General features: G+C 70.4%; 21 protein-coding genes and 4 pseudogenes. 14 read left to right on the forward strand and 11 right to left on the reverse strand.

All coding sequences use genetic code 11. The annotated features are described in order from the left end of the window. Positions 1-21: 21 nt before the first annotated feature. From AC4OXY_RS03135 to AC4OXY_RS03150, 4 genes are all read left to right on the forward strand, one after another. A complete protein-coding gene (locus tag AC4OXY_RS03135) occupies positions 22-720 on the forward strand; it encodes a response regulator (RefSeq protein WP_491993076.1) in 699 nt (232 codons plus the stop codon). A gap of 156 nt (positions 721-876) precedes the next feature. Further along, positions 877-1,032: a hypothetical protein gene (locus AC4OXY_RS03140; protein WP_362818021.1), complete on the forward strand. Its 156-nt coding sequence runs from the start codon at positions 877-879 to the stop codon at positions 1,030-1,032. Then, positions 1,016-1,894, forward strand: a complete 879-nt coding sequence (locus AC4OXY_RS03145; protein WP_356036303.1) for a universal stress protein — start codon at positions 1,016-1,018, stop codon at positions 1,892-1,894. The genes AC4OXY_RS03140 and AC4OXY_RS03145 overlap by 17 nt, the downstream gene beginning before the upstream one ends. 30 nt (positions 1,895-1,924) lie before the next feature. After that, on the forward strand, positions 1,925-2,914 hold the full coding sequence (locus AC4OXY_RS03150; RefSeq protein ID WP_491993077.1) for an Acg family FMN-binding oxidoreductase: 990 nt from the start codon (positions 1,925-1,927) through the stop codon (positions 2,912-2,914). A 76-nt stretch (positions 2,915-2,990) separates the two neighbouring features. Here AC4OXY_RS03150 and AC4OXY_RS03155 read toward each other — a convergent pair whose 3' ends face one another. From AC4OXY_RS03155 to AC4OXY_RS03165, 3 genes are all read right to left on the reverse strand, one after another. Next, positions 2,991-3,434, reverse strand: coding sequence for a universal stress protein (locus AC4OXY_RS03155; RefSeq protein ID WP_356036298.1), 444 nt, complete (start codon positions 3,432-3,434; stop codon positions 2,991-2,993). A gap of 127 nt (positions 3,435-3,561) precedes the next feature. Continuing rightward, positions 3,562-4,428 carry a universal stress protein gene (locus AC4OXY_RS03160; RefSeq protein ID WP_356036296.1) on the reverse strand — a complete coding sequence of 289 codons (867 nt, stop codon included), beginning with the start codon at positions 4,426-4,428 and terminating at the stop codon, positions 3,562-3,564. Positions 4,429-4,508: 80 nt separating this feature from the next. After that, complete coding sequence (locus AC4OXY_RS03165) at positions 4,509-5,537, reverse strand: alcohol dehydrogenase catalytic domain-containing protein (RefSeq protein ID WP_356036293.1); 1,029 nt, start codon at positions 5,535-5,537, stop codon at positions 4,509-4,511. Between the two features lie 138 nt (positions 5,538-5,675). Between AC4OXY_RS03165 and AC4OXY_RS03170 the strand changes: the two genes are divergently transcribed. Further along, complete coding sequence (locus tag AC4OXY_RS03170) at positions 5,676-6,599, forward strand: pyridoxamine 5'-phosphate oxidase family protein (RefSeq protein ID WP_356036291.1); 924 nt, start codon at positions 5,676-5,678, stop codon at positions 6,597-6,599. Positions 6,600-6,623: 24 nt separating this feature from the next. On the opposite strand, the gene AC4OXY_RS03175 is transcribed toward AC4OXY_RS03170, so the two are convergent. The 6 genes and pseudogenes from AC4OXY_RS03175 to AC4OXY_RS03200 all read right to left on the reverse strand — a co-directional run bounded on the left by AC4OXY_RS03175 (position 6,624) and on the right by AC4OXY_RS03200 (position 10,515). Next, complete coding sequence (locus AC4OXY_RS03175) at positions 6,624-6,746, reverse strand: hypothetical protein (RefSeq protein ID WP_356036288.1); 123 nt, start codon at positions 6,744-6,746, stop codon at positions 6,624-6,626. 30 nt (positions 6,747-6,776) lie between these two features. Then, a pseudogene (locus tag AC4OXY_RS03180) lies at positions 6,777-6,977 on the reverse strand (beta-galactosidase); the annotation flags it as partial. Positions 6,978-7,181: 204 nt separating this feature from the next. After that, the gene (locus AC4OXY_RS03185; RefSeq protein WP_491993078.1) at positions 7,182-8,726 is read right to left on the reverse strand and encodes an FMN-binding glutamate synthase family protein; all 1,545 of its coding nucleotides are present in this window, start codon (positions 8,724-8,726) and stop codon (positions 7,182-7,184) included. A 217-nt stretch (positions 8,727-8,943) separates the two neighbouring features. Beyond that, on the reverse strand, positions 8,944-9,345 hold the full coding sequence (locus tag AC4OXY_RS03190) for a hypothetical protein (protein ID WP_356040494.1): 402 nt from the start codon (positions 9,343-9,345) through the stop codon (positions 8,944-8,946). Positions 9,346-9,645: 300 nt separating this feature from the next. After that, a complete protein-coding gene (locus AC4OXY_RS03195; RefSeq protein ID WP_491993079.1) occupies positions 9,646-10,179 on the reverse strand; it encodes a GNAT family N-acetyltransferase in 534 nt (177 codons plus the stop codon). Positions 10,180-10,206: 27 nt separating this feature from the next. Next, positions 10,207-10,515 (reverse strand): GNAT family N-acetyltransferase, encoded by a 309-nt coding sequence (locus AC4OXY_RS03200; RefSeq protein ID WP_491993080.1) that lies wholly within the window; start codon positions 10,513-10,515, stop codon positions 10,207-10,209. Positions 10,516-10,565: 50 nt separating this feature from the next. On the opposite strand from AC4OXY_RS03200, the pseudogene AC4OXY_RS03205 reads away from it, so the two are divergent. The 6 genes and pseudogenes from AC4OXY_RS03205 to AC4OXY_RS03230 form a co-directional block, all read left to right on the forward strand. Continuing rightward, positions 10,566-10,736 (forward strand): annotated as a pseudogene (locus tag AC4OXY_RS03205) (IS630 family transposase); the annotation flags it as partial. 197 nt (positions 10,737-10,933) lie between these two features. Beyond that, complete coding sequence (locus tag AC4OXY_RS03210; RefSeq protein ID WP_491993081.1) at positions 10,934-11,695, forward strand: transposase family protein; 762 nt, start codon at positions 10,934-10,936, stop codon at positions 11,693-11,695. Positions 11,696-12,164: 469 nt separating this feature from the next. Beyond that, entirely contained in the window at positions 12,165-12,392 is a 228-nt protein-coding gene (locus AC4OXY_RS03215) for a response regulator transcription factor (protein ID WP_491993082.1), read from the forward strand. A gap of 203 nt (positions 12,393-12,595) precedes the next feature. Continuing rightward, positions 12,596-15,025 carry a SpoIIE family protein phosphatase gene (locus AC4OXY_RS03220; RefSeq protein ID WP_491993083.1) on the forward strand — a complete coding sequence of 810 codons (2,430 nt, stop codon included), beginning with the start codon at positions 12,596-12,598 and terminating at the stop codon, positions 15,023-15,025. 1,193 nt (positions 15,026-16,218) lie between these two features. Continuing rightward, on the forward strand, positions 16,219-16,752 hold the full coding sequence (locus AC4OXY_RS03225) for a transposase (protein WP_491993084.1): 534 nt from the start codon (positions 16,219-16,221) through the stop codon (positions 16,750-16,752). Further along, a complete protein-coding gene (locus AC4OXY_RS03230) occupies positions 16,749-18,836 on the forward strand; it encodes a protein kinase domain-containing protein (protein ID WP_491993085.1) in 2,088 nt (695 codons plus the stop codon). Before AC4OXY_RS03225 ends, AC4OXY_RS03230 begins: the two co-directional genes overlap by 4 nt. A 509-nt stretch (positions 18,837-19,345) precedes the next feature. Here AC4OXY_RS03230 and AC4OXY_RS03235 read toward each other — a convergent pair. Both AC4OXY_RS03235 and AC4OXY_RS03240 read right to left on the reverse strand, forming a co-directional pair. After that, complete coding sequence (locus AC4OXY_RS03235; protein ID WP_491993086.1) at positions 19,346-19,804, reverse strand: hypothetical protein; 459 nt, start codon at positions 19,802-19,804, stop codon at positions 19,346-19,348. A gap of 191 nt (positions 19,805-19,995) precedes the next feature. Beyond that, positions 19,996-20,886 carry an AAA family ATPase gene (locus tag AC4OXY_RS03240; RefSeq protein ID WP_491993087.1) on the reverse strand — a complete coding sequence of 297 codons (891 nt, stop codon included), beginning with the start codon at positions 20,884-20,886 and terminating at the stop codon, positions 19,996-19,998. Between the two features lie 110 nt (positions 20,887-20,996). Between AC4OXY_RS03240 and AC4OXY_RS03245 the strand changes: the two are divergent. The 3 genes and pseudogenes from AC4OXY_RS03245 to AC4OXY_RS03255 form a co-directional block, all read left to right on the forward strand. Next, a pseudogene (locus AC4OXY_RS03245) lies at positions 20,997-21,332 on the forward strand (helix-turn-helix domain-containing protein); the annotation flags it as partial. Positions 21,333-21,540: 208 nt separating this feature from the next. After that, positions 21,541-21,753 (forward strand): annotated as a pseudogene (locus AC4OXY_RS03250) (transposase); the annotation flags it as partial. Between the two features lie 19 nt (positions 21,754-21,772). Beyond that, entirely contained in the window at positions 21,773-21,961 is a 189-nt protein-coding gene (locus AC4OXY_RS03255) for a transposase (protein ID WP_491994773.1), read from the forward strand. The last annotated feature ends 333 nt before the right edge of the window (positions 21,962-22,294 follow it).

Below are 22,294 nucleotides of genomic sequence, written 5' to 3' on the forward strand. Positions count from 1 at the left end.
ACCGGGGAACGAGGGGTCGCCATGACCGAGCCACGCACCTTCACCGAGCAGGACCCGATCCGGGTGTTCCTGCTGGACGACCACGAAGTGGTCCGCCGTGGACTGACCGATCTGCTCGACGCCGAACCGGACATCCGGGTGGTCGGCGACGCGGACACCGCGGAGCACGCGCTCACCCGCGGCCCCGCGCTGCGCCCGCACGTCGCCGTACTGGACGTCCGGCTGCCCGACGGCGACGGCATCACGGTCTGCCGCGAACTGCGCGACCGGGTGCCCGGGCTGGCGTGCCTGATGCTGACCTCCTTCGACGACGAGGAGGCCCTGCTGGACGCGATCATGGCCGGGGCGTCCGGCTATGTCCTGAAGCAGATCAAGGGCTCGGACCTCGTCTCGGCGGTCCGCACGGTCGCCTCGGGGCAGTCGATGCTGGACCCCGCGACCACGGCCCGCCTCATGCGTTCCCTCCGGAATCCGGGCGCGGCCCCCTCGATGCCGCCGGAGCTCGCGAGCCTGTCGCCCCGGGAGCGGGAGATCCTCGCCCTGATCGGCGACGGCCTGACCAACCGTGAGATCGGCAAGAAGCTGTACCTGTCGGAGAAGACCATCAAGAACCACATCTCGCGGATGCTGTCCAAGCTCGGCGTCCAGCGCCGGGTCCAGGCGGCGGTCCTCGCGTCCCACCTGGAGCCGCAGGGCTCGACGGGGCGCTCGGACCACTGAGGCCCGGGAGACTGCCGACGACCGTAGTCCGCCCTGCCGAGGACCGGCGGGCCCGCTGTGGGGACCAATGGCCCCTGGCAGGCCGGCACCGCTGGGACCTTCGATGTAATCGGCGGCGCCGCCCGTCCGCGGCACCGCGGGAAGGAGACGAGAGCGATGACGGCTCCCGCACGGACGACGGCTCCCGTACGACGTCAGGACGAGGACCGGGCCGCGCGGCCCATCGGCAGGCGGGCCGGGGCGGTCGTACGCGAACCCGTATACGGCTGTGGCGAGTTGGCGGCTGGAGGCGGCCGTGTCCCGGCCCGGTGACCGTCTTCCGGTCGTGGTGGGCGTCGATCCCGATCCCGCCCGGCGCACGGCGCTGGCGTGGGCTGCCGACGAGGCCGCCCGTCGTGGCCTGCCACTGCGGGCGGTCCACGTCGAGGGGGTGCCGACCAGGGGCCTGCGGGGGCGAGAGGTCCCACCCTCCTGGGAGGAGTGGAACGAGTCCCTGCACGGTGCGGGAAAGCACGTGCTGGAGCAGGCCGGGGACTTCGTCGCGGCCCGGCATCCGCGGTTGGAGCTGGACGTCCTGCTGGCGGAGGGCGATCCCGCGTGGGTGCTGCGCGAGCAGAGTCGCGACGCCACCGCGGTCGTCCTGGGATCGCGCCATCTGAGCCGGGGCCAGGAGGTGTTCGGCTCCGCATCGGTCGCCCTGCCGGTCATGGCGCACACGCGCTGCCCCCTGGTGGTCGTGCCCGAGCCGGAGCACATCACTCAGGACCCGGCCTGCTTCGTGGTCGGCGTCGACGGCAGCGCGCACTCCGTCGCCGCGGTCGACATGGCGTTCGAGGAGGCGGCCCTGCGCGGCGCCGAGCTGCGGGCCCTGCTCGTGTGGGAACCCGGGCCGCTGAGGATCTTCGACGAGCACGCGCCGCAGCAGGAGGCCCGCCGGCTGCTCTCCGAGGTCGTGGCGGGCCGTCGCGACCGCTTCCCCGAAGTCGAGCTGCGTCACGAACTGGTCGTCGGACATCCCGTGCAGGTGCTCACCGAGGCCTCGGCCCATGCGCTGGGCCTGGTCGTGGGGACCCGGGGGCGCGGAGGTTTCACCGGCATGCTGCTGGGCTCGGTCAGTCAGGGCGTGCTGCACCATGCCCGCTGCCCGGTCATCGCCGTCCCGTCCCCCGGGTGAGCCGCCGGACCGGCACGAAGGGAAGTCACCATGACCGCACCGTCTCCTGGCGTGGACACCGTCACCGCGCTCGTGGCGGACGCCGGTGCGGCGCCCTCGCTGCACAACGCACAGCCCTGGGCGTTCCGCTACCTGCGCGACAGCGATGTCCTGCGCCTGTACGCCGACCTGGAGCGCGCTCTGCCGCGGACCGACCCCGACAACCGGGGCCTGCACGTGGGGTGCGGCGCCGCGCTGTTCAACCTGCGGGTGGCCGCCGCCGCGGCGGGGCTGTCGCCGACCGTGCGAGTGCTGCCCGATCCGGCCTGCCCGGAGTTCCTCGCCGAGGTGCGGCTGCACGGCACCGGAGCACCCGACGGGTCGCTCGTCCCGCTGCGGCCCGCGATCCGCCGCCGGCACTCCAGCCGAGTGCCGTTCCGCGACGAGGAGATCCCGGCCGCCGTGCGCGAGCGGCTCTGCGAGGCGGCCCGCGCCGAGGGTGCGCAGCTGGTGTTCCCCGGCGCCTGGCACGTGCGGTCGATCCTGGAACTCGTGCGGGACGCCGAGGGCAGGGAAGCGCTCGACCCCGGACTGCGTCAGGAGACGGCCCGGTGGACGCACACGGAAGCACCGGATGCCGTCGCGGTGCCCGACGGCATCCCCGCCGATGCGTTCGGTCCACGCCAACCCACCACCTCCGCCCCGGTGCGTGACTTCGCCGCGGGCCGCCCGGTGCCCGGACGAGGCTGGGCGCCCTCCGAGAAGAACCCGAACGTCGCTCTGCTGGGCACGGCCCGCGACGAGCCCGCGGACTGGCTGTGTGCGGGCCAGGCACTGGAGCGGGTCCTGCTGCGGGCCACCGCGGACGGACTGGTCACCTCGGTCACGTCCCAGCCCTTGGAGTGGCCGGAGATCCGCTGGGCCGTACGCGATCCCGTCTCGGACATGGCGTACGTCCAGATGGTGATCCGGCTCGGCCACGGCCCCGAAGGGCATGCGAGCCCACGGCGAGCGGTGTCGGACCTGCTCGACGTGCTCTGACCCCGGCTCACGGCCGAGCTCACCGGTACAGGAGCCGCGTGGAAGTCGGCCAGGGGGGTCGCGGTCGACGCCGCGGTCATGACGACGCGGTGCGCACGATCACGACCGGGCAGTTCGCGTGCTGGGACACGTGCTGGCTGACCGAACCGAGGAGGGCGCGGGCGAATCCGCCCCTGCCCCGGCTGCCGACAACGAGTACCTCGGCTCCCTCGGCGGCGCGCAGCAGGACGTCGGCGGCGTTGCCGTGCACCACGTGGGGCCGGACCGAGCGGACCGCGTCCGCGCCGAGTACGTCGGTCAGCTCCTCGCGCAGCGTCTCCCGGGTCTCCTCCTCGTCGACCTCCATGTCCACGGCGGGCGCCGACCAGCCGTGCAGGCCCGGCAGCTCCCACGCCGCGACGGCGTCCACGGTGGCGTCCAGCAGGCCGGCGTAGCGCACGGCCCAGCGCAGGGCCTCGTACGAGGACGGCGACCCGTCGACACCGACCACCACCCGGCGCTCGGAGACATCCTTGTCCATGCGTGCCACCTCTCCTTCCGACGCCTCTTCGGACGTGCGCGCCGGCGCCGTACTCCACGCTGCGGGACGCATCGCCGCACCGCCAGAGAAGTGCATCCGGCGGCATGACGCGCGGCGGCGGACGCGGTCAGTGACGCTGCGGCACGACCGCGACCGGGCACGAGGCGTGGTGCAGCAGGGTGTGGCTCACCCGACCGAGCTGAAGTCCGAAACGCCCCGCTCTGTGCCCCGCCCCGATGATCACGAGATCCGCGGCCGCCGACCGGTCCACGAGGATCCTGCCCGCCGTGCCTTCAGGAGTGGCCCGGCGCGTCCGGACGTGCGGATACGCGGTGGCAGCGGCGCCGAGCAGATCGTCGAGCAGCGCCGAGGCACGCTGCGCGTGGGTGTCGGCGGCCGCTGCGCGGTCGCCGATCCGGTCGTGGGCGGGCCTGCGCCAAGCGCGCACCACGTCCAGCACACAGCCGCGCACCTCGGCCTCACGGAAGGCGAACCGCACGGCCTCCGCCCCCGTGTCGGCATCCCCGAGGCCGAGCAGGATCCGCTCGTGCGTGCCTGCGAGGCCTGCCGGGTCGCCCCGCACCACGACCACCGGGCAGGGCGCGCGGGCAGCCACGGCCAGACCGACCGACCCGAGCAGCATGCCCTGCAGCCGACCACGCCCACGCGACCCCGTCACCAGCGCGAAGGCATGGTCGCCCGCGCGCACGAGGGCGTCCGCCGCGTCCTCCGGGAGGATCTCGGTGGTGACCTTCACCTCGGTGGCGCGCCGGGCGGCACGGTCGGCCGCGGAGGCGACGATGTGCTCCGCCAACAGCTGCTCGGAGGGGCGCTCGTGGCCCGCTGCCGGCAGGCCGCCCTCGTAGCGCTCCCACAGGGAGCCGTACACCAGCCTGAGCGGAAGACCGTGGCGCACGGCTTCGGCCACGGCCCAGTCGACCGCCGTCAGACACGAGTCCGACCCGTCGACGCCCACGACCAGAGGGAGCGTCATGTTCCCCACCGCCCTTCATGGGGTCGCCGTGGCAAGCAGTTCGGGGGATCCAGCGCGCCGGACGGGTTGCCGGGGCTGGTTCACTCGCGGTGCAGTACGACCTTGAGCGCTCCGGTCGTGGCGCCGTGCGCGAACAGCTCGTAGGCGTCCTCCATGCGGCTGAGGCCGAAGGTGTGGGTGACCAGGCCGGAGACGGGCAGGCGTCCGCAGCGCAGCAGCTCCAGCAGCCACAGGGTGGCGGACGTGTCCACCTGACCGGTGCTGATCGTCACGTTCTTGCGCCACAGGGACTCCAGATGCAGCGTCGCCGGCTTGCCGTGCGAGCCGATGTTGGCGATGTGTCCCCCCGAGCGGACGGCGCGCGTGCACAGCACGAAGCCGTCCGGATCGCCCGAGGCCTCGATGACCACGTCGGCGCCCGGCCCCTCGGACAGCTCGGCGATCATCGCGCCCGGCGACTCGGCGGCGTCGGCGCCGACCCTGAGCGCGGTCTCCAGCCGGGCGCCGGCCAGGTCCACGACGACGATCCGGCGGGGCGAGTAGAGCCGCGCCACGATCACCGCGGCGAGGCCGACGGGGCCCGCGCCCACGACGACGAGGGTGTCTCCCGGGGACACATGTCCGTTGCGGACCCCGACCTCGTAGGCGGTGGGGAGGAGTTCGGCGAGCAGCACGGCGTCGTCGAGCGGGAGATCGGACGGACAGCGGGTCACGGAGTGGTCGGCGAACGGCACCCGCACCAGCTCGGCCTGGGTCCCGCCGATCAGATTCCCCAGGATCCATCCGCCGCCCCCACGGCACTGGCCGTACCTGGCCGCACGGCACTCCCCGCAGTCACCGCAGGCCGACACGGACGACACGATCACCTGGTCCCCGGGGCGCAGCCGGTGGATGTCGGCGCCGACGTCCACGACCTCGCCGACGGCTTCGTGACCGAGCACCGTCCCGGGTTTCACCTCGGGAAAGTCCCCCCGCCGGATGTGCAGATCACTGCCGCACACGGTGGTGGCGTCGATGCGTACGATCGCGTCGGTCGGCTCCTCGATCACGGGATCCGGGACGCTGTCCCAGGAGGTCTGTGCCGGGCCGTGGTAAACGAGCGCTCGCACGGTTCTCACTTCCTCGCTCCCCCTCTCCACGGTCACCCCCGCCGTACTCCCGGGCAACACGGCCCCGCGCGACCGTGCGACCACGCGCCCCGCGTGGCAGGTTGGATACAGCACCCCTGTGAGGAGAGGGCGGCGATCATGCGAGCTCACCTCGGCGACCTGCTCGTCATCGACAGCCCGACGACCGGCGCCACCACGCGCGACGGCAAGATCGTCGGACTCCACCACGAGGACGGAACGCCTCCGTACGACGTGCGTTGGTCGGACACGGACGAAGTCACCCTCGTGTTCCCGGGGCCCGACGCCCACATCCGTCACCTTGAGCAGGTCGGGCCGGCTGCCGCCGCACGAGGGACGCGGCCCCGCACGGACGAGGCGGAGGCCGGGTCCCTGACCGCCCCTCCCGCCGGGACGGCGAATCCCGGCGACATCGGCCGGCGCGTGGGGGCCGAGCGCCGCAGGAGGGGGCTCAGCCGGGAGGAGACGGCCGGCCGCGCCCGGATGTCCCCCGACTACCTGGCCTACCTGGAAGAGCGGCCCGCGGATCCGACCATGGCCACGGTCATCAGGCTGGCCGACGCCCTGGGCACCACGGTCGCCGCGCTGCGCGGCGGAGGCATGGATCTCCCACCGGGACAGGGCCACGCGCTGCTCCACCCGCAGCTGCGGGATCTCAGCCCGGACGAGTGCCGCGAACTGCTCTCGACGCACGGTGTGGGGCGCGTCGCGGTGTCGTCCTCCGACGGCCGCCCGGCGGTCGTCCCGGTCAACTACGAGGTCGTCGACGACGCCATCGCCTTCCGGACCGCACCCGGTTCCGCGCCGGCGGCAGCCGCGGGCAGGGAGGTCGCCTTCGAGGTCGACCATGTGGACGAGGCGCTGAGCCAGGGCTGGAGCGTGCTCGCGGTCGGCCCCGCGAGCGTGGTGACGGAGCCCGGGGCCGTCCACCGGCTCACCGAACGGGCCCACACCAGGCCGTGGGCGGGCGGCGGGCGCGAGATGTGGGTGTCGATCCGGCCCACGCACCTCACAGGCCGTCGGATCACTCCGGCCGACCGGTAGCCGGCCCCGGTGACAGGAGCCCGGTCAGCCGGAGGGGCGCCGGGCGGGAAACACGGGGGCTTCGTCCTCGGCCGTCGGCGCTGCGTCCGCGGTGACGAGGATCCGTACGTCCCACGGGCCGGGCTCCAGCGGGGCACGGGCCGGCACGGAGCCGCCGTCGAGGACGGGCTGGAGTCAGTCCAGGTCGAAGCGGCCGTTGTCCGGCTCCCAGGTCGACCAGACGGACTCGCCGACCCGGATGACGGTGAACCCGGCCTCGGCCATCAGGTCCAGATCGCTCCTGAGCCGTTCCCGCAGGTCGGCCGTGCAGTCGTTGGCGTGCGTGTACTCGTGGTAGTACGCGGCACCGAAGAGCACACGGGCGGGCAGGACCCCCATGGGCGAACCTCCGGAGGGGAGAGGGACACAAGGAGCGGACGCGCGCCGCCGCGGTAGTGCGGCGCGGCCCGAAGGCGTCGTAGCGCGGCATCCCGGCCCCCTCGCGTGCCTGCCTGCTGACAGGCGAGGCGCCGGCGGGTTCTCGCCGAGTGCGGGCCGACGACGCTCTCGCAGCCCGCCTGTTCACGGGCGGGTGAGGGTGTGTCAGACGGTGGGCTTCTGGACGGCGGTCGGCTTGGTGGTGAGCAGGGCCGTGATCTCATCGGCGAGGTGCGGGCCGAGCTCGCCCCAGCCGTCCTTGTAGCCGTAGACGCCGGCCAGGGTGCGGGCCTCGTAGTCACCGTTCATGATCTCGATGTCGTTGGCGGTGATGAGTGCCGGGTGGGCGACCCCGAGGGCTGCCGAGACCTTGGTCAGCTCCTTGCGCAGGGTGCGCAGGTAGACGGCGGCCCGGGTGGCCTTCGAGGCCGGGTCGAGGCCGCGGGCCAGCCACTGGTTCTGGGTGGCGATGCCGGTGGGGCACTTGTCGGTGTGGCACTTCTGCGACTGGATGCAGCCGATGGACAGCATCGCCTCACGGGCCACGTTGACCATGTCGGCCCCCAGAGCGAAGGCGACCGCGGCGTTCTCGGGCAGGCCGAGCTTGCCGGAGCCGATGAAGGTCAGGTCGTCGGTCAGACCCAGCTCGGCGAAGGCGCCGTAGACCCGGGAGAAGCCCATCCGGAAGGGCAGCGACACCGAGTCGGTGAAGATCAGCGGCGCCGCCCCGGTGCCGCCCTCGCCGCCGTCGACGGTCACGAAGTCGACACCGCGGTCGCCACGCGCCATCAGCGCGGCCAGCTCCCGCCAGAAGCCCATCTCCCCGACCGCGCTCTTGACCCCGACCGGCAGACCGGTCTCGGCGGCGAGCAACTCGACGAAGTCGAGCATCGAGTCGACGTCGCTGAACGCGGTGTGCCGCGACGGGGAGGCGCAGTCCTTGCCGACCGGTATGCCGCGGATCCGGGCGATCTCCGGGGTCACCTTCGCGCCCGGCAGCATCCCGCCCAGCCCTGGCTTGGCCCCCTGCGAGAGCTTGATCTCGATCGCCCTGACCGGGGCGCCGGCGACCACGTCCTTGAGCTTGTCGAGGTTGAAGCTGCCGTCCTCGTTGCGGCAGCCGAAGTACGCCGTACCGATCTGGAGGACGAGGTCGCCGCCGTTGCGGTGGTACGGCGACAGGCCGCCCTCGCCCGTGTTGTGCATCGTGCCCGCCAGCGCCGCCCCCTTGTTGAGCGCCGTGACGGCCGCGCCGGAGAGCGATCCGAAGCTCATCGCCGAGATGTTCACCACGCTCGCCGGCCGGAACGCCTTGGCACGCCCGCGCGGCCCGCCCAGCACCTTGGCCGAGGGCAGCGGCGCCTGCGGGTCGTGCGCGTCGGGCAGAGTGCCGGCGAACGTGCGCTGCTTGAGGTAGGCGTGCCCCTGCACATGCTCGACGTCGACGTCGGTCCCGAAGCCGAAGTAGTTGTTCTCCTCCTTCGCCGACGCGTAGATCCAGGAACGCTGGTCACGGCTGAACGGCCGCTCCTCCTCGTTGGAGGTCACGATGTACTGCCGCAGCTCCGGCCCGATCGTCTCCAACAGGTACCGGGCGTGCCCGATCACCGGGAAGTTCCGGAGCAGCGCATGCCTCTTCTGGACAAGGTCGCGGGCAGCCAGAAGCGCCACTGCTGTCGCGGCGGCCGCGCCGATCCTCCGAGCGTGCATGACCGTTCCTCCTCGATGCACGACTCCATCGCCGTACGAGGGAGTCGTCGTGTCGTCTTGGACGTTGGGCGGCGGGCACGGCCGAGCAGGCATCAGCGTCCGTCGAAGAATGCGAAATGATATTAGGAGGCCGCGCGGACAGGCATGCGGTCAGGGGACTGGTCCGGGTTCGGCCCCCAGCGGTCCGAGTGCGGGTGGACGCTACGGCGCCAGTCGTTCACGAAGTGCCGATGACCCAGTTCGCCGGGTGGACGAACGTCGCCAGCTGATCCTCGATCCACGGGTCGAACGCCAGCAGCTGGTCTTCGACCCAACGGACGAGGTGGTCACCCGCCGTCCGGTACGTGCCGCTGCGGCCGTAGCTGTCGTCGTACAAGCTGCCGTAGCCCTGGTCACCGCGGTCATGGAGCCGGTCACCGTACGCCCGACCGTCGCGGTGGTGATGTGTGCCGTGGAGGCCCATGGTCTGCGCGTGCGCGGTCAGGACGGCCCGGGCAGGGGTGGGCCCGGCGTCCTGCGCAGTGGCCGCGGCCGCGGAGCCGGCGGCAGCGAGGAGGGCGCCTGCGGCGAGTGCCGCAGAGACGCTCACGGTCGCGGTACGTCGCATGAGCTTCTTCATGATGTTTCCTCCCTGCACTGTCCGCCTGCCGTGTCTGCTGACGGCGGACGCCCCGTTGTCTTGGCTCTGGCAAAGCTACTCACACATACATGGTTGAACAATAAACTTTGCGCGTGAAGCAAATCACCCGAATAGCCCGGAATAGACGGGGGCAATAAGCCGTGTCGGATTTCAGGCGGCTCGCACTCCGCCGACACCCGTCCACATGCCGGCGGGGCAGGGGGCGTGAGGCGCGTCACACCTCGGGGGCCCGCGCGGTCGCGGTATCGGGCTCGCCCCGGATGTCACGGCTCGGCTGGTTCACGCCTGGAACTCGGTGAGATCGATGGTGTGAACGCGCAGCGGACAGCCGTACACCGGGTGCGTCGTCTCTCGCTCCGGCACCATGCCGAGCTTGCGGATGACGTTCTCGGAGGCGGCGTCACCCGCTCGGTTGATGCTGATGACGTGGTCGAGGCCGCGGTCCTGAAGCGCGAACTCCAGCGTGGCATGGGCGGCTTCGGATGCGTATCCCTGACCCCAGAACTGTGAGCCGAGGCGCCACCTGATCGCCACGGCGGGCAGTACCTCCGGCAGGAACTCGGGCACGGACAGCCCCGTGAAGCCGGCCAGCTCACCCGAGGCCAGCAGCTCGACGGCAAAGAGTCCGAAGCCTTCCTCGTCCCACTCCTCCTCCCGCCGCTCGATGTCCTCCACCGTGTGCTCCAGATCACGCACCGAGCCGTCGTCGACCCAGCGCATGACCCGCGGGTCCGCGTTGATGTCCGCCATCGGCGCGAGGTCGTCGTCATGCCAGCGACGGAGGAGGAGGCGGGGTGTACGAATCTCGGTCATGGCGCCCATCCGCCCAAGGCAACGGCCTCATCGGTAATCGGCGTCGGCTCGTGCTACCGCTCCGTGACGTCCCTGACCTCGGAGGACGCCGACTCCGTTGCTCCCTGGGCCGGACAGCCGAGGGCCCATGGGCCGGGGAGACGGTGGCGGGTGATCCTGACGAAACCCGGCTTCCTCGTACAGGTGGATGGCGGGAGCCGACTTGCTGTTCGTGCCGAGGAACAGCCGGGCCGCACCCTGTGCCCGGGCGCGGTCGATCACCGCGGCCACGAGCCGGCGGCCGATGCCGCGTCCCTGCGCGGCGGGGGCCACGGCCGTCCTTGCCAGCTCGAACACGGCGTCCGGACACGCCGGAAGCGCGACGCAGCCGACAACCGTGCCGCTGCCCTGCTCGCGACGCCGAGCTCGACCGGATCGAGCAGGTTCTGGACCGCTTCCCGGACCGGGGCTTCGCCTTCGACGAGTTCGGGCCGTTGGGGATCCGGTCCACCGCAGGCTCCTGCTGGGCGAAGCAGGGCAAATCAAACCGGCTGCCAGCGACCTACCGCCGCATGCACGCCCGTGGGCGCGGGGGCAGCGAATGAGCTGGCGGGCAGGAGGACACCTGCGTGCCTGGTGAATACGCGAGCCAGTGAACCCTTCTCATCTTGTGGTCTCTGGGTGATGTCGGCTGGCGGCGAGTTCGTAACGCGGCAGGGCTCCCGGTCGTTGCGCTGGTGATCTCACTCATCAACGTCTCGACACAGGAGCCCTGTTGGTCCCGTATCGTGCCATGCTCGACATCCCGCATGAGGTCGTTGAGCACGTTTCCTGGCTCATCTACGCCCGAAGGTGTGAGCTGAACTCCCGCTGGCGCAGACTTGGCTGCTTCCGGCAGGCCCTGCTCGTCCTGGTCCACCTACGCATGAACGAGACCCTGGCCCAGGTCGCAGCTGCCTTCGGCGTCTCCACCGCCACCGCCGGCCGGTACGTGACCGAGACGGTCGAGATCCTCGCCGAACACGCTCCAAGCCTGCACGAGGCCCTGCGCGAACTGCCGCCGGAAGGGTTCGTCATCCTCGACGGCACCCTGATCGCCACAGACCGCATCGCGGCGGACGAGCCGTACTACTCGATGAAGCACCGCCGCCACGGGATGAACGTGCAGGTCGTGGTCGCCCCGGACGGGACACCGCTGTGGTTCTCGCGGGCCCTGCCCGGTCGCACGCACGACCTGACCGCGGCCCGCGCACACGGTGTGATCCAGGCCTGCCTGTCCCGTCAGCTCCTCGTCCTTGCCGACCGGGCCTACCGCGGAGCCGGAGCCACCGTACGCACCCCCTACTACGGCCGAGACCTTCCTGAGAAGTACGCCCAGTTTAACCGCGACCACGCCCGGCTGCGGGCACCAGGAGAACGCGCCTTCGCCCGCTTCAAGCAATGGCGGATCTTCCGCAAGGCCCGCTGCAGCACCAACCGGATCAGCCGAACCGTTGCCGCCGTTCACGCCATCGAGACAGCCTGGCGATCAGGATGAGAAAGGTTCAGTGGAATTCTCCTTCGAAACATTCAGTGAATGGATTTAGCGGGTGAGTCATCGGTGTCCGGTTGGATCATGACTCCATTGCGCCCGGGCACTTGCGCCGCGTCATGCTCCTGGATGTCAGGGCTTGACGCAGGGGCGGCTCCTCGTTCCACGCGGCACCCCCGCCGACGTGATGCTGTCGGCAGCCGTCTCTCGCCCCGCGGTGCGATGCCGGCCGGGATGCGGTGGGGTACCGCGCAGGGCGTGCCGCCGCCCTCCTGCCCGACCGTGGGTGCTTCTGCGCGCTGAGGAGGTGATCGGTCTTTGCCTGTGACACAGCTGCGACAGTCTGCGGACCCCGCCATGACACTGCAGAGCCAGCCTGTCCATATCGGGCAAATAGCAATATTCAGACATTTGCCTCTCTGCTTCCGATAGTGCGAGCAGTGACGACCGAGCCGATCCACCGCAGGAAATGCACATGAGCCCCATCACCGCCTCGCCCATCGAAGCATCCATAGCTTCCCTGTCCCCGCGCGAGCAGGAGACTCTGCACCACATCGCCGCAGGGCGCACCTACCTGCAAACGGCTCGTCTCATGGGTCTGTCCCAGCACACGGTCGACGCGTATCTGCGGCGTATCAGGGCCAAGCTCAATGTCCACTGCACGGCCGAACTCACCCGGGTGGCCATAGCCCTGGGCGCGTGACCCGGGCGGCCGCATCACGGCGCCGTATTCGCGGACGGAGCGCCGACGGCGCCAAGCGCTGCGCCGGGGTCCTGGCATCCGCAGCGCTGCGTTGGTGCTTCGTGGCTCTCTGGATCATGCTGGTCGGTAGAGACTGGGGGTGAGGTCTCCTCCAGAGAGGGTGTGGGGTCGAGATCAGCGAGCAGAGGGCGAGATGAGCGGCGATGGAACGATCTTTCACCCCTCCTGGCAAGGATCCGGGCCAGCCGGACGCCTCTTTCGAGTCGGCCTGCACGGCCACGGCGGCCGTTAGTGATCAGGGCATTGTGGCGGGGTGGAGCGAAGGTGCCCGGCGGCTGCTCGGATACTCGTCCTCCCAGGTCTTGGGACGGGCCGCGGCCAGCCTGCTCGCCGACGCCGGTGAGGCCGCCCGGCACTCATGGGGCGAGCTGGAACGGTGGAGCGGCACCGTGGCGCTGCGGCACCGGGACGGCCACGAGGTGGAGTTGGACGTGCTGGCGCACCGCCGCGCTCCGGTCGGCGGTCCGGCCGAATGGCTGGTGGTGTCCGCCGTGGCGGGGCCGGCGGACACGCTGAGCACCGAAACACTGGAGCAATGGGCGTTTCGCCAGTCGCCCGACAGCCTTGCAATCTTCGATACGGACCGGCGACTGGTACAGGTCAGTGTGGGCATGCAACAGGCTCTGCGCCTGACCGAGAAGGTCATGCGCGGACTGCGTATGACGGACATCGCGCCTGGTGAGGGAAGCACGCAGATCGACAGCGGGATGCGCCGGGCCCTGGAGTGCGGTGAGGTGCAGCGGCGGAACGCGGCCCTTCGCCTGCCGGGCACCAGCCCTGGGCTGGGCTGGTCGGCATACCTCACCCCGCTCAAAGACCCGGGCGGCCGGGTGCGCGCAGTGTGCCTGGCGGCCCACCCTGGGCCGGAAGGCTCGTTCGTCCAGCAGCGAGAGTTCCTCGTGCACGAGGCGGAAGCGCGGATCGGCAGCAGCCTCGATATCGGGCTTACCGCACAGGAGTTCAGCGATGTCGCCGTCCCCGACTTCGCGGACTTCGTGGCCGTCGACCTGCTCGACTTTCCGCAGCAGCTGGACGCGGCCGCCCCTGTGTCAACGACGAAGCCGGTCGTGGTGCGTCGTGCTGCGTACCGCTCGGTCCTTAAGGGCAGTGGGCTGTTCCCGGCCGCGGCGGGAGCGGCGACCTTTTACCCTGCGGCTTCGCCCCCGGCACAGTGCCTGGCCTTGGGCCACGCCGCCCTCTACGGCTCGGACGCCCTCGCTCTGGACGGGTGGGCGCAGGCGGACGCCGGTGCCGCATGGCTGGGTGGGGCGGGGATGCAGTCGCTGATGGTGGTGCCCCTGGTGAGCGACGGCAGCAGCCTCGGCATCGCCCTTTTCGCCCGGCACAGACACCGGGAGCCCTTCGACGTCGGTGACCTGCGCGTGGCGGAGGAACTGGCAGCCAAGGCCGCCGTCGCCCTGGACCATGCCCGCCGACACACCCAGGCGCGTACCACCACCATGGCCCTGCAGCGCAGCCTGCTCCCGCAGACGCTGCCCGACCAGACGGCAGTGGGCATCGCCTCCCGCTATGTGCCTGCCGTCACCCAAGCCGGCGTGGGCGGCGACTGGTTCGACGTCATCCCGCTGTCCGGTGCGCGAGTGGCTCTCGTCGTCGGCGACGTGGTCGGCCACGGCATCCGGGCCTCCGCCACCATGGGCCGGCTCCGGACCGCGGTGCGCACGCTGGCCGATGTCGACCTGCCGGCCGACGAGCTCCTCACCCACCTCGACGACCTGGTGCTGCACCTGTCGGTGGAAGAGGGCGCAAGGGACCCGGCCGCCGAGACTGCCGTAGGCATCGGCAGCACCTGCCTGTATGCGATCTACGACCCCGTCTCCCGCCGGTGCACCCTGGCCCGGGCGGGCCACCCCCCACCCGCGGTGGTGACGCCCGACGGCGTCGTACGCTTCCTCGACGTCCCCGCCGGACCACCACTGGGGCTAGGAGGGATGCCCTTCGAAGCCGTCGAGGCGGAACTGCCCGAGGGAAGCCTGATCGTCCTCTACACCGACGGTCTGCTCGAAGCCCGTGAACACGACATCGACGAGGCCTTGGACAAGATGTTCGCTGCTCTGGCGCGCCCGGCCATGGCTCTGGAGACAATCTGCGACAGGGTACTCACCGCCCTGCTGACGCATCCCCCGGCCGACGATGTCGCGCTGCTCGTCGCCCGTACCCGGGCCCTGCATGCCGACCGGGTCGCTACCTGGGATCTGGACTTCGACTTCGCCGTCGTCTCCCGGGCCCGCCGGCACACCGGCGACCAACTGGCCGCCTGGGGATTGGACGACGCCGCGTTCATCACCGAGCTGGTGGTCAGTGAACTGGTCACCAACGCCATCCGCTACGGCCAGCCGCCCATCCAGCTGCGGCTGATCCATCAGGACAGCACCCTGGTCTGCGAAGTCTTCGACTCCGGCAGCACGACGCCGCACATGCGGCGCGCCAGAACCTTCGACGAAGGAGGGCGGGGCCTGCTGATGGTCGCCCAGCTCGTCCAGCGCTGGGGCACCCGGCACGACCGCGTCGGCAAGACCGTGTGGGCCGAGCAGTCCCTTGCCGCGATCTGAAAGGGACGGATGATACCGGCACGTCCGGCAGCCCGCGCAAGACAGTGAGCGGTCGACTGCGGGCGGGCGGTCAGCCGTTGCCGCCGCGGCCTCCCTGACCACTGCGCTCCCAGCCGATGCCGAGGCAGGTCCTACCGTCGCCGCCTCGCCCGCCGTCGCCTCCACCCACTGCGCCTGCGCCGTTGCCACCGTTGGTGCCGCCTCGGCCCGGTGCCCCGTCGGTGCCACCTCCGCCGTTGGTGCTGCCGTTGCACAGCCCGGCACGGATCCCTCCGTCGGACCTGCGTTCCGCGTAATTCGGAGCTCATAGAGCCACGGCACGCCTACTGGCCTGCAGCTTCTCCTCTTCGGGCGCTGCAGGCCGTTCCTCTAGGGCTTGACGTTCTCGCAGGTCAGGGCAGGTCCTGGATCCGACGCCAGCGGGCTGCCGGGCGGCGCCTGGCCCATCAAGCCGGGAGCCACGATAGAGGGGCGGTGCCTCGCCCGGCACAAGAATCGTCAACTTGCCCCTAATGATTGGGATTTGGGCGGTCATGCTTCGCTGCATTGCTGGAGCCTTGGCGCACATCGCCACCTCTCTGACCTGGCCGTTTCTCTATGCCTAGAGAAACGCCCCAACAGGCCATTCGGGGCGTCTCCGCAGGTCAGGGCTACTATCGTTGCTCTAGGTGCGGCGAATTCCGCGGAACGCAGGTCGGAGCCATTGGTTCCGTTGCCGGTCCCCTTGCGGTTGCCCGCGCAGACGTTGTCGCCGACGCGGATACTGTCAGTGCCCAGCTGGACGCTGCTGAGCGCCCCGACGCCAAACGGCTGACCCGCGCCCGATCCCCTGCCATTGCCGGTAAGCAGTTGCCGGGCGGTGTCCGCCGCAGCAGCCCGGGTCCGGGGCATCGGTGCCGCCGTCGCGGCTGGCGCCAGCGCATCTCCGGCGATCACAGCGGCTGAGACCGCCAGACCGAGACCGAATTTCGACGAGCACATACGCATTGTTTTCTCTCCTTTCGAAGACGATTTCGCGGACTTTTCGCCGCCAACGCGCCCGCCCGGGAACTCGGGCCGAAGCGCCCCGCTACTGGAGGAGGGCGGAGTCATCGCCCAGCAGCCCGAGAAAGTCGCCGTACAGGAGCTGTCGCTTCCAGGTCGACGTCCCTCTCGGAGATCTTGTACTTCTTCGGGACGTCGGCCTTCGTCGCGTGACCGGACATCACGATGAGCACGATTCGCGCCTTGTCCGTCACCGTGAGGTCCTGCTTGCCTTTGTCTGGCAGATCCTTGAGGGAGAAGCAGCCCGGCTGGCCGGGAGCACCTCCCGCGCCTCCTTTGCCGCCTCCCCCACCCCTGCCACACTGCACGGCCTGGCCGGCGAGGGGTACGTCACCGCCTCAGGGCGCGCGCTGATCGACCGGGTCGTTACGACCCGGGACTGGGTCGCCGACGACGAACGCCGCGAGCGGACCGGTGTCCCCGACGACCACGCCTGCGCCATCAAACCCCAACCGGCCGACGCGACGCCTGAGCGGGCCCGCAAAGCGGGGCGTCCGGCCCGCTGGGTGGCCGCCGACAAGGTCTACGGCGGGAGTGAACCACGCACGCGAATGCGCGAGCTGGGCTACACCCGTTCTGGGGGGACTTGCCGCTCTTCGAGCGATGTGCGATACGTGGAGAGGGCCCCTTCAGCGCTCGCCGAAGAACCCCCGTTGCCCGGTCCTGGAAGAGGAATGCCATGACAGGAGCGCAAGAGGCCGCCGGGCGCGTGATCACCGGACGTTACCGGCTTCTGCGTCGGCTTGGTACCGGCGGCATGGGACGTGTGTGGCTGGCGTACGACCAGGAACTGGCGTGCGAGGTCGCGCTCAAGGAGATCATTCTGCCGCCGGACACCCCCGAATGCGAAGTGGGCTCCAGGATCGCGAGGGCCCGCGGCGAGGCCCGGCACGCCGCCCGGCTGCGCAACCATCCACATGTCGTCACCGTGCACGACATCGTGGAGGAGGACGGCCTGCCATGGATCGTCATGGAGTTCGTGCCCGGCGCCATGAACCTGGAGGCCATGGTGTGCGAACGGGGGCCGCTGCCTCCCGGCGACGTCGCCCGGATCGGTCTGGCGGTCCTCGACGCCCTGCTGGAGGGACACCGGCTCGGCGTCCTACACCGGGACGTCAAACCGGCCAACATCCTGCTGACCAATCCGGGGCCCCAGCCCTCCTATCCGACAGAGGGCGGCGGCCGGGTGATGCTCACTGACTACGGCATCGCGCTGGAGCCGAGCTCCGGGGAGGACCGCCTGACCGCCACCCTGGAGATCCTCGGGACGCCGCGCTTCATGGCTCCCGAGCGGGTCAACAGTCAGCCGCCCACACCTGCCGCCGACCTGTTCTCGCTGGGGGCCACCCTGTACTACGCCCTCGAGGGGGCGGGGCCCTTCGACCGCGACACCGCCCTCACCACGCTGAGCGCCCTGCTGTTCGAGTCCCCGCGCCCGCCGCGCCGGGCGACGGAGCTGACCCCGGTCATCGTTGGGCTGTTGGCCAAGGATCCCGCGGACAGGATGGACGGCGAGGAGGCCGCCCGGCTGCTCACCCCCATCGCCGACCAGCCCCACTCGCCCCCGTCGCAGCAACCGGCTCCCTCACCGGAGGTGCCGCCGCCTGAGCGGCCCCCCGCCTCAAAGCCGCCGCTCCCCCAGGAAGCGGCCCCGCCGACCAAGATCCTGTCGTTGGCCGAGCCGGAGGAACCGACCGGCTCGGCCCCGGAACCGCTGCCGCACAAAGGGGACGAAGCCCGGCTGCGGCCCCGCCCGCCGCGGCCCAGAAACCGACGGGCCAGGCTCATCGCGGGAGCGGCGCTGGTGGCGCTTGCCGCGGCGGGCGGCGGCATCTACCTGGCACAGTCCCGTTTCTCGGGTCCCACCGCACCGTCCGTGTCCTCGATCCAGGTCGGCAAGTCCCCGGGCGCGGTGGCGGTGTCGCCGGACGGGCACCGGGCCTACGCGACCAACTACTTCGGCCCGGCTTCGGTGTCGGTGATCGACACCGCCACCGAGCACACCGTGGGCAACCCCATCGGTGTCGGCGACAAGCCTCAGGGGATGGCGGTATCCCCAGACGGAAGCCGGGTCTACGCGGCCAACTCCGGCTCGGATTCGGTGTCGGTCATCGACACCGCCACCGACCACACCGTGGGCAACCCCATCCATGTCGGCAACAAGCCGGTCGCGGTGGCGGTCTCCCCGGACGGACGCTGGGTCTACGCGGCCAACTCCGGCTCGGATTCGGTGTCGGTCATCGACACCGCCACCGACCACACCGTGGGCAACCCCATCCATGTCAGCAACAAGCCGTACGGGGTGGCGGTATCCCCAGACGGAAGCCGAATCTACACGGCCAACTCCGGCCCGGATTCGGTGTCGGTCATCGACACCGCCACCGACCACACCGTAGGCAACCCCATCCATGTCGGCAACAAGCCGGTCGCGGTGGCGGTCTCCCCGGACGGAAACCGGGCCTACACGGCCAACGCCGGCTCGGACTCCGTGTCGGTCATCGACACCGCCACCGACCACACCGTAGGCAACCCCATCCATGTCGGCAACAAGCCGGTCGCGGTGGCGGTCTCCCCGGACGGAAACCGGGCCTACACGGCCAACGCCGGCTCGGACTCCGTGTCGATGATCGACACCGCCACCGACCACACCGTAGGCAACCCCATCCATGTCGGCGGGTACCCGGTGTGGGCGGTGGTCTCCCCGGACGGACACCGGGCCTACGCGGCCAACGAGGGCTCGGATTCGGTGTCGGTGATCACCTTCTAGCCTCCCCTTCTCGCGTGGGGCGGCAAAGTCGGGTCGGCCGCTGCGGGCCGGTGGTTTCGGCACCTACCGCCGGGCGGGCACGACTGTGGCCCAAGCGTCAGGGCCACCGCCCTCGCCCCCGCCCCACGGCACTCCCCACTACCTCCAGGCCGTTGACCAGGGAAAATATAGTGGTTGACAGTAGTCCGGCTGCAGTATCAAGCTGTAGCACTAAACCGACAAAAAGGAGTAATCCACCTCAAGTCAAGGGAGATCATCATGATGGCAAGCACCCGGAAGCACATCCGACACCTCCTCGGCGCGTTTTGCGTTGCTGCGCTGCTAGCCGGAACGGTGGGCATGACCAGTGCCGAGGCAACACCTCAGACAACGAAGGCCACGGCGCAAGCGCCGAACCAGGGCTGCGCGGGCCCCCAGAACCCGCCGGGCTGCGTGTGAGGCGAGGCCGGGGCAGGTGCCGCCCACCGCAGGGTGCCCGTTGCGCACAGCGTTGCCGGCGTACAACCTCATCAGTCCACCCACGTACGAGCCGACCTCGGTCCTGCACGACGGTCGGCCGGGGTCGGTTCGAAGGCGAAGGTGAAGCGAGGGAACACCTTGTCGGTGCCCAGCCATATGTAGGGGTTGCGGCCGACTTCCAGGCGGGTGCCGAAGTGGTCGCCGTGCAACTGGCGCACCCGGCTGCTCGCCCCGTCGCAGGCGACGATCAAGTCGGCCTCGGCGAACTCGGCCAGGTCGTCGACCTTGCGACGGTGCTGGACATCCACCCCCAGCTCGGCTGCGCGTCGGGTCAGGATGTCGAGCAGGGATGCGCGGGCGATGCTGTAGCCGTACCGGCCCAGATACACGGTCTCTTCCCCGCGGCGGACCTCCTGGTCCTGCCACAGCGCCGACGCCGCACGCACCGCCTCGGCACTGCCGGGATCGTTGCGGTAGAGGTGGTCGAGCAGGTCATCCCCATACCCCACACCCCAGCCGTAGGTGGCCCCCGGCGGATCACGCTCAATCACAGTAATGTCAAGACCGGCATCACGGCGCTTGGCCGCGATCGCGAAATACAACGCGCCCGGCCCACCACCGACACACACGATCTTCCTAGCATGTCCCGCGCAAGTTCGTGGAGGGGTATCGGAAGGCGAGTCCGGACGTGCCGGAGCTGTCAGGCGAAGGACAAGCGCGCGGCCGCTTCGGCGGGCGTCGTTCCTTGGCCGCGTCCGGGGACGTCGTGGACGGCGGTTGCGCCCTCAGAGCGCAGTTGGTCTGCGGCGGCATGTCGAGCCATGATCGCGGCGTAGGCGCGGACGTCCGTGGCGGTGATGTCAGTACCGCCTCGCCCCGCATGCTGCTGGAGGAGATCGGTGACGTCCGGGTCGAATCGCCACATGGTCACTGGAGCGTTGAAGCGCCTGGCGATGGCGATCAGTCGTGCGCGCGCCTGGGGAGTGACGTTCGTAGACTCGGCGACTGCGCTGTGTCCGGTAGCAAGCCTGGCGACGATCCTGCGGTCACGCTCCTCGAAGATGTGTGCGTCCGCCGTTTCGGAGTCCGCTTCTGCGGGTGAGGCGCCGAAGAGCTCCGCGCGGATCTCGTCGCTAGATACCACGGCTTCCTCGTCGATCTGCTGACGCACGATCAGCGCCCGAACGAAGCTGGTCTTGCCCGAGGCCGGCGGCCCGACGAGGATGACCAGGCCCGCTGGCACCCGGATCCGCCCGGACATGCCCGGTGCAGGAGCGTTGAGGTAGAGGTTGCCAGCACAGTCGAGGGCTTCTTCGGGGGATCCTGTGGGCAGCCCGCTGGGCAGAATGTTGTCCCGGTAACTGTCGCTGCCAGCCAGGCAGAGCGCGAAGCCCCAGGTGTGCAGCACGCCCGTGAACCTCAGGCGGCACAGCGGGATGGTCTGCTCGCCAGGCAACTCCGCGTCCACGTAGGCGAATCCGGCGCGGAACCAGACCGTGATGACGTCCACCTGTGGCCAACGCTCGCGGGCATGACGGTTCAGGCGCTGGCGCAGGTGGTGCTGCATCGATTCCGGCGGGTTCTTCGGCACAGCCCCATCCTGCCGGGCGTGGGCTCGCCATGATCTTGGTCGTGAAAGGTGGGCAGTGGGCGGGGACGGCGGTCGCGGTGGTGCTGGAGACCAAGGTTCGCGAGCGGTTGATGAGGACGGCCGCTTCGGCGAAGTCGGGGGTGCGGGCGGTGTTGCGGGCCCAGATCGTGCTCTCGGCGGCGGACGCACGCGCCAACGGAGCGATCGCGCGGGAGTTGGCGGTCAGTGGGAACACGGTGCGCAAGTGGCGCCACCGATTCGCCATCCTGGGCGTTGACGGACTACGGGACGCCGAACGGTCGGGGCGGCCGAAGGTCTACGGCCCCGATGTGAGGGTGGCCACCGCGACCAGCAAGCCTCCGCACCCGGAGGCGACCTGGTTGCACCGGTCCATTGCCGAGCGGGTGGCCGGTACGTGCTTCGCGCCGGTCTCCTCCCCCCAGGTCGGCCGGACCCTGGCGGATCTGGACCTGAAACCGCAGGGGGTCCGCAGCCGGCTCGCCCGGCGCGACACCACGGACTTCTGGCAGCGCGCCTCCGACGTGTGTGCGCTCTACCTTGATCCGCCAGAGGGGGCGATGGTGTTCTCGATCGACGAGAAGACCGTGATCGCCACCCGCTCTCGCCGCCATCCGGGCCGTCCCGCCCGTCCCGGTGAGCCGGTCCGGCAGGAGCTTGAATATCGGCGTCACGGGCACTGCCTCCCTGATCACGGCCCTCGATGTCCGCACCGGCGAGGTACTCACCGAGGTGATCCGCCGCAACGACGCGGCGACCTTCACCGCTTTCCTGGAACAGCTCGACCAGGCCATCGCACCCGGCAAGGAGATGCACGTCGTCCTCGACAACGGCTCCTCACACACCGCCAAGCAACACCAGGACCTGGCTGGCCGCTCACCCGCACTGGCACGTCCGCTGGACCCCGCCGCATGCCTCCTGGCTCAACCAGGTCGAACTGTTCTTCTCCGCTCTGACCCGCCGGGTCCTGCGTCACGGCGACTTCGCCAGCCGCGAGGACCTAATCGACAAGCTAGAGGCGTACACGATCGGGCACAACGAGACTGCCAAGCCCTAGCAATGGACCTACGAGGACACCCCACTCAGGGCCGCCTGATCAACCCTCCTCCACGAACTTCTGCGAAGCAGCACTGGCATGTCCCGGCCCAGCCGCACGACCGGACGTCCGCATCGCGGCTGCCGCAGCCCGGCGCGCGGTCGGCGACGGATGGGGGCCGCCTAGCGGCGGACGGGCGGTCCCGGCCGGCGTCCCCTGCCGGTCGGATCCCTGGAGTAGTGGTCGCATGGGTTCCTCTTCCCTGGATCGAATCTCTGGACTGAATCTCTGGGCCCACTCGCTGGGCTGGGTCTTGGAGCCTGTGGGCGGTGTGCGCCCAAGAACGCACAAGGC

It is taken from the genome of Streptomyces sp. HUAS MG56 (assembly GCF_058673395.1).

What these genes read in the sequence shown, in the direction of transcription:
- AC4OXY_RS03230 (WP_491993085.1), top strand. Translation starts at nt 16,749, where the DNA reads ATGACAGGAGCGCAAGAGGCCGCCGGGCGCGTGATCACCGGACGTTAC.
- AC4OXY_RS03150 (WP_491993077.1), top strand. Translation starts at nt 1,925, where the DNA reads ATGACCGCACCGTCTCCTGGCGTGGACACCGTCACCGCGCTCGTGGCG.
- AC4OXY_RS03185 (WP_491993078.1), bottom strand. Translation starts at nt 8,726, where the DNA reads ATGCACGCTCGGAGGATCGGCGCGGCCGCCGCGACAGCAGTGGCGCTT.
- AC4OXY_RS03195 (WP_491993079.1), bottom strand. Translation starts at nt 10,179, where the DNA reads ATGACCGAGATTCGTACACCCCGCCTCCTCCTCCGTCGCTGGCATGAC.
- AC4OXY_RS03135 (WP_491993076.1), top strand. Translation starts at nt 22, where the DNA reads ATGACCGAGCCACGCACCTTCACCGAGCAGGACCCGATCCGGGTGTTC.
- AC4OXY_RS03220 (WP_491993083.1), top strand. Translation starts at nt 12,596, where the DNA reads ATGGAACGATCTTTCACCCCTCCTGGCAAGGATCCGGGCCAGCCGGAC.
- AC4OXY_RS03215 (WP_491993082.1), top strand. Translation starts at nt 12,165, where the DNA reads ATGAGCCCCATCACCGCCTCGCCCATCGAAGCATCCATAGCTTCCCTG.
- AC4OXY_RS03160 (WP_356036296.1), bottom strand. Translation starts at nt 4,428, where the DNA reads ATGACGCTCCCTCTGGTCGTGGGCGTCGACGGGTCGGACTCGTGTCTG.
- AC4OXY_RS03170 (WP_356036291.1), top strand. Translation starts at nt 5,676, where the DNA reads ATGCGAGCTCACCTCGGCGACCTGCTCGTCATCGACAGCCCGACGACC.
- AC4OXY_RS03190 (WP_356040494.1), bottom strand. Translation starts at nt 9,345, where the DNA reads ATGAAGAAGCTCATGCGACGTACCGCGACCGTGAGCGTCTCTGCGGCA.
- AC4OXY_RS03155 (WP_356036298.1), bottom strand. Translation starts at nt 3,434, where the DNA reads ATGGACAAGGATGTCTCCGAGCGCCGGGTGGTGGTCGGTGTCGACGGG.
- AC4OXY_RS03140 (WP_362818021.1), top strand. Translation starts at nt 877, where the DNA reads ATGACGGCTCCCGCACGGACGACGGCTCCCGTACGACGTCAGGACGAG.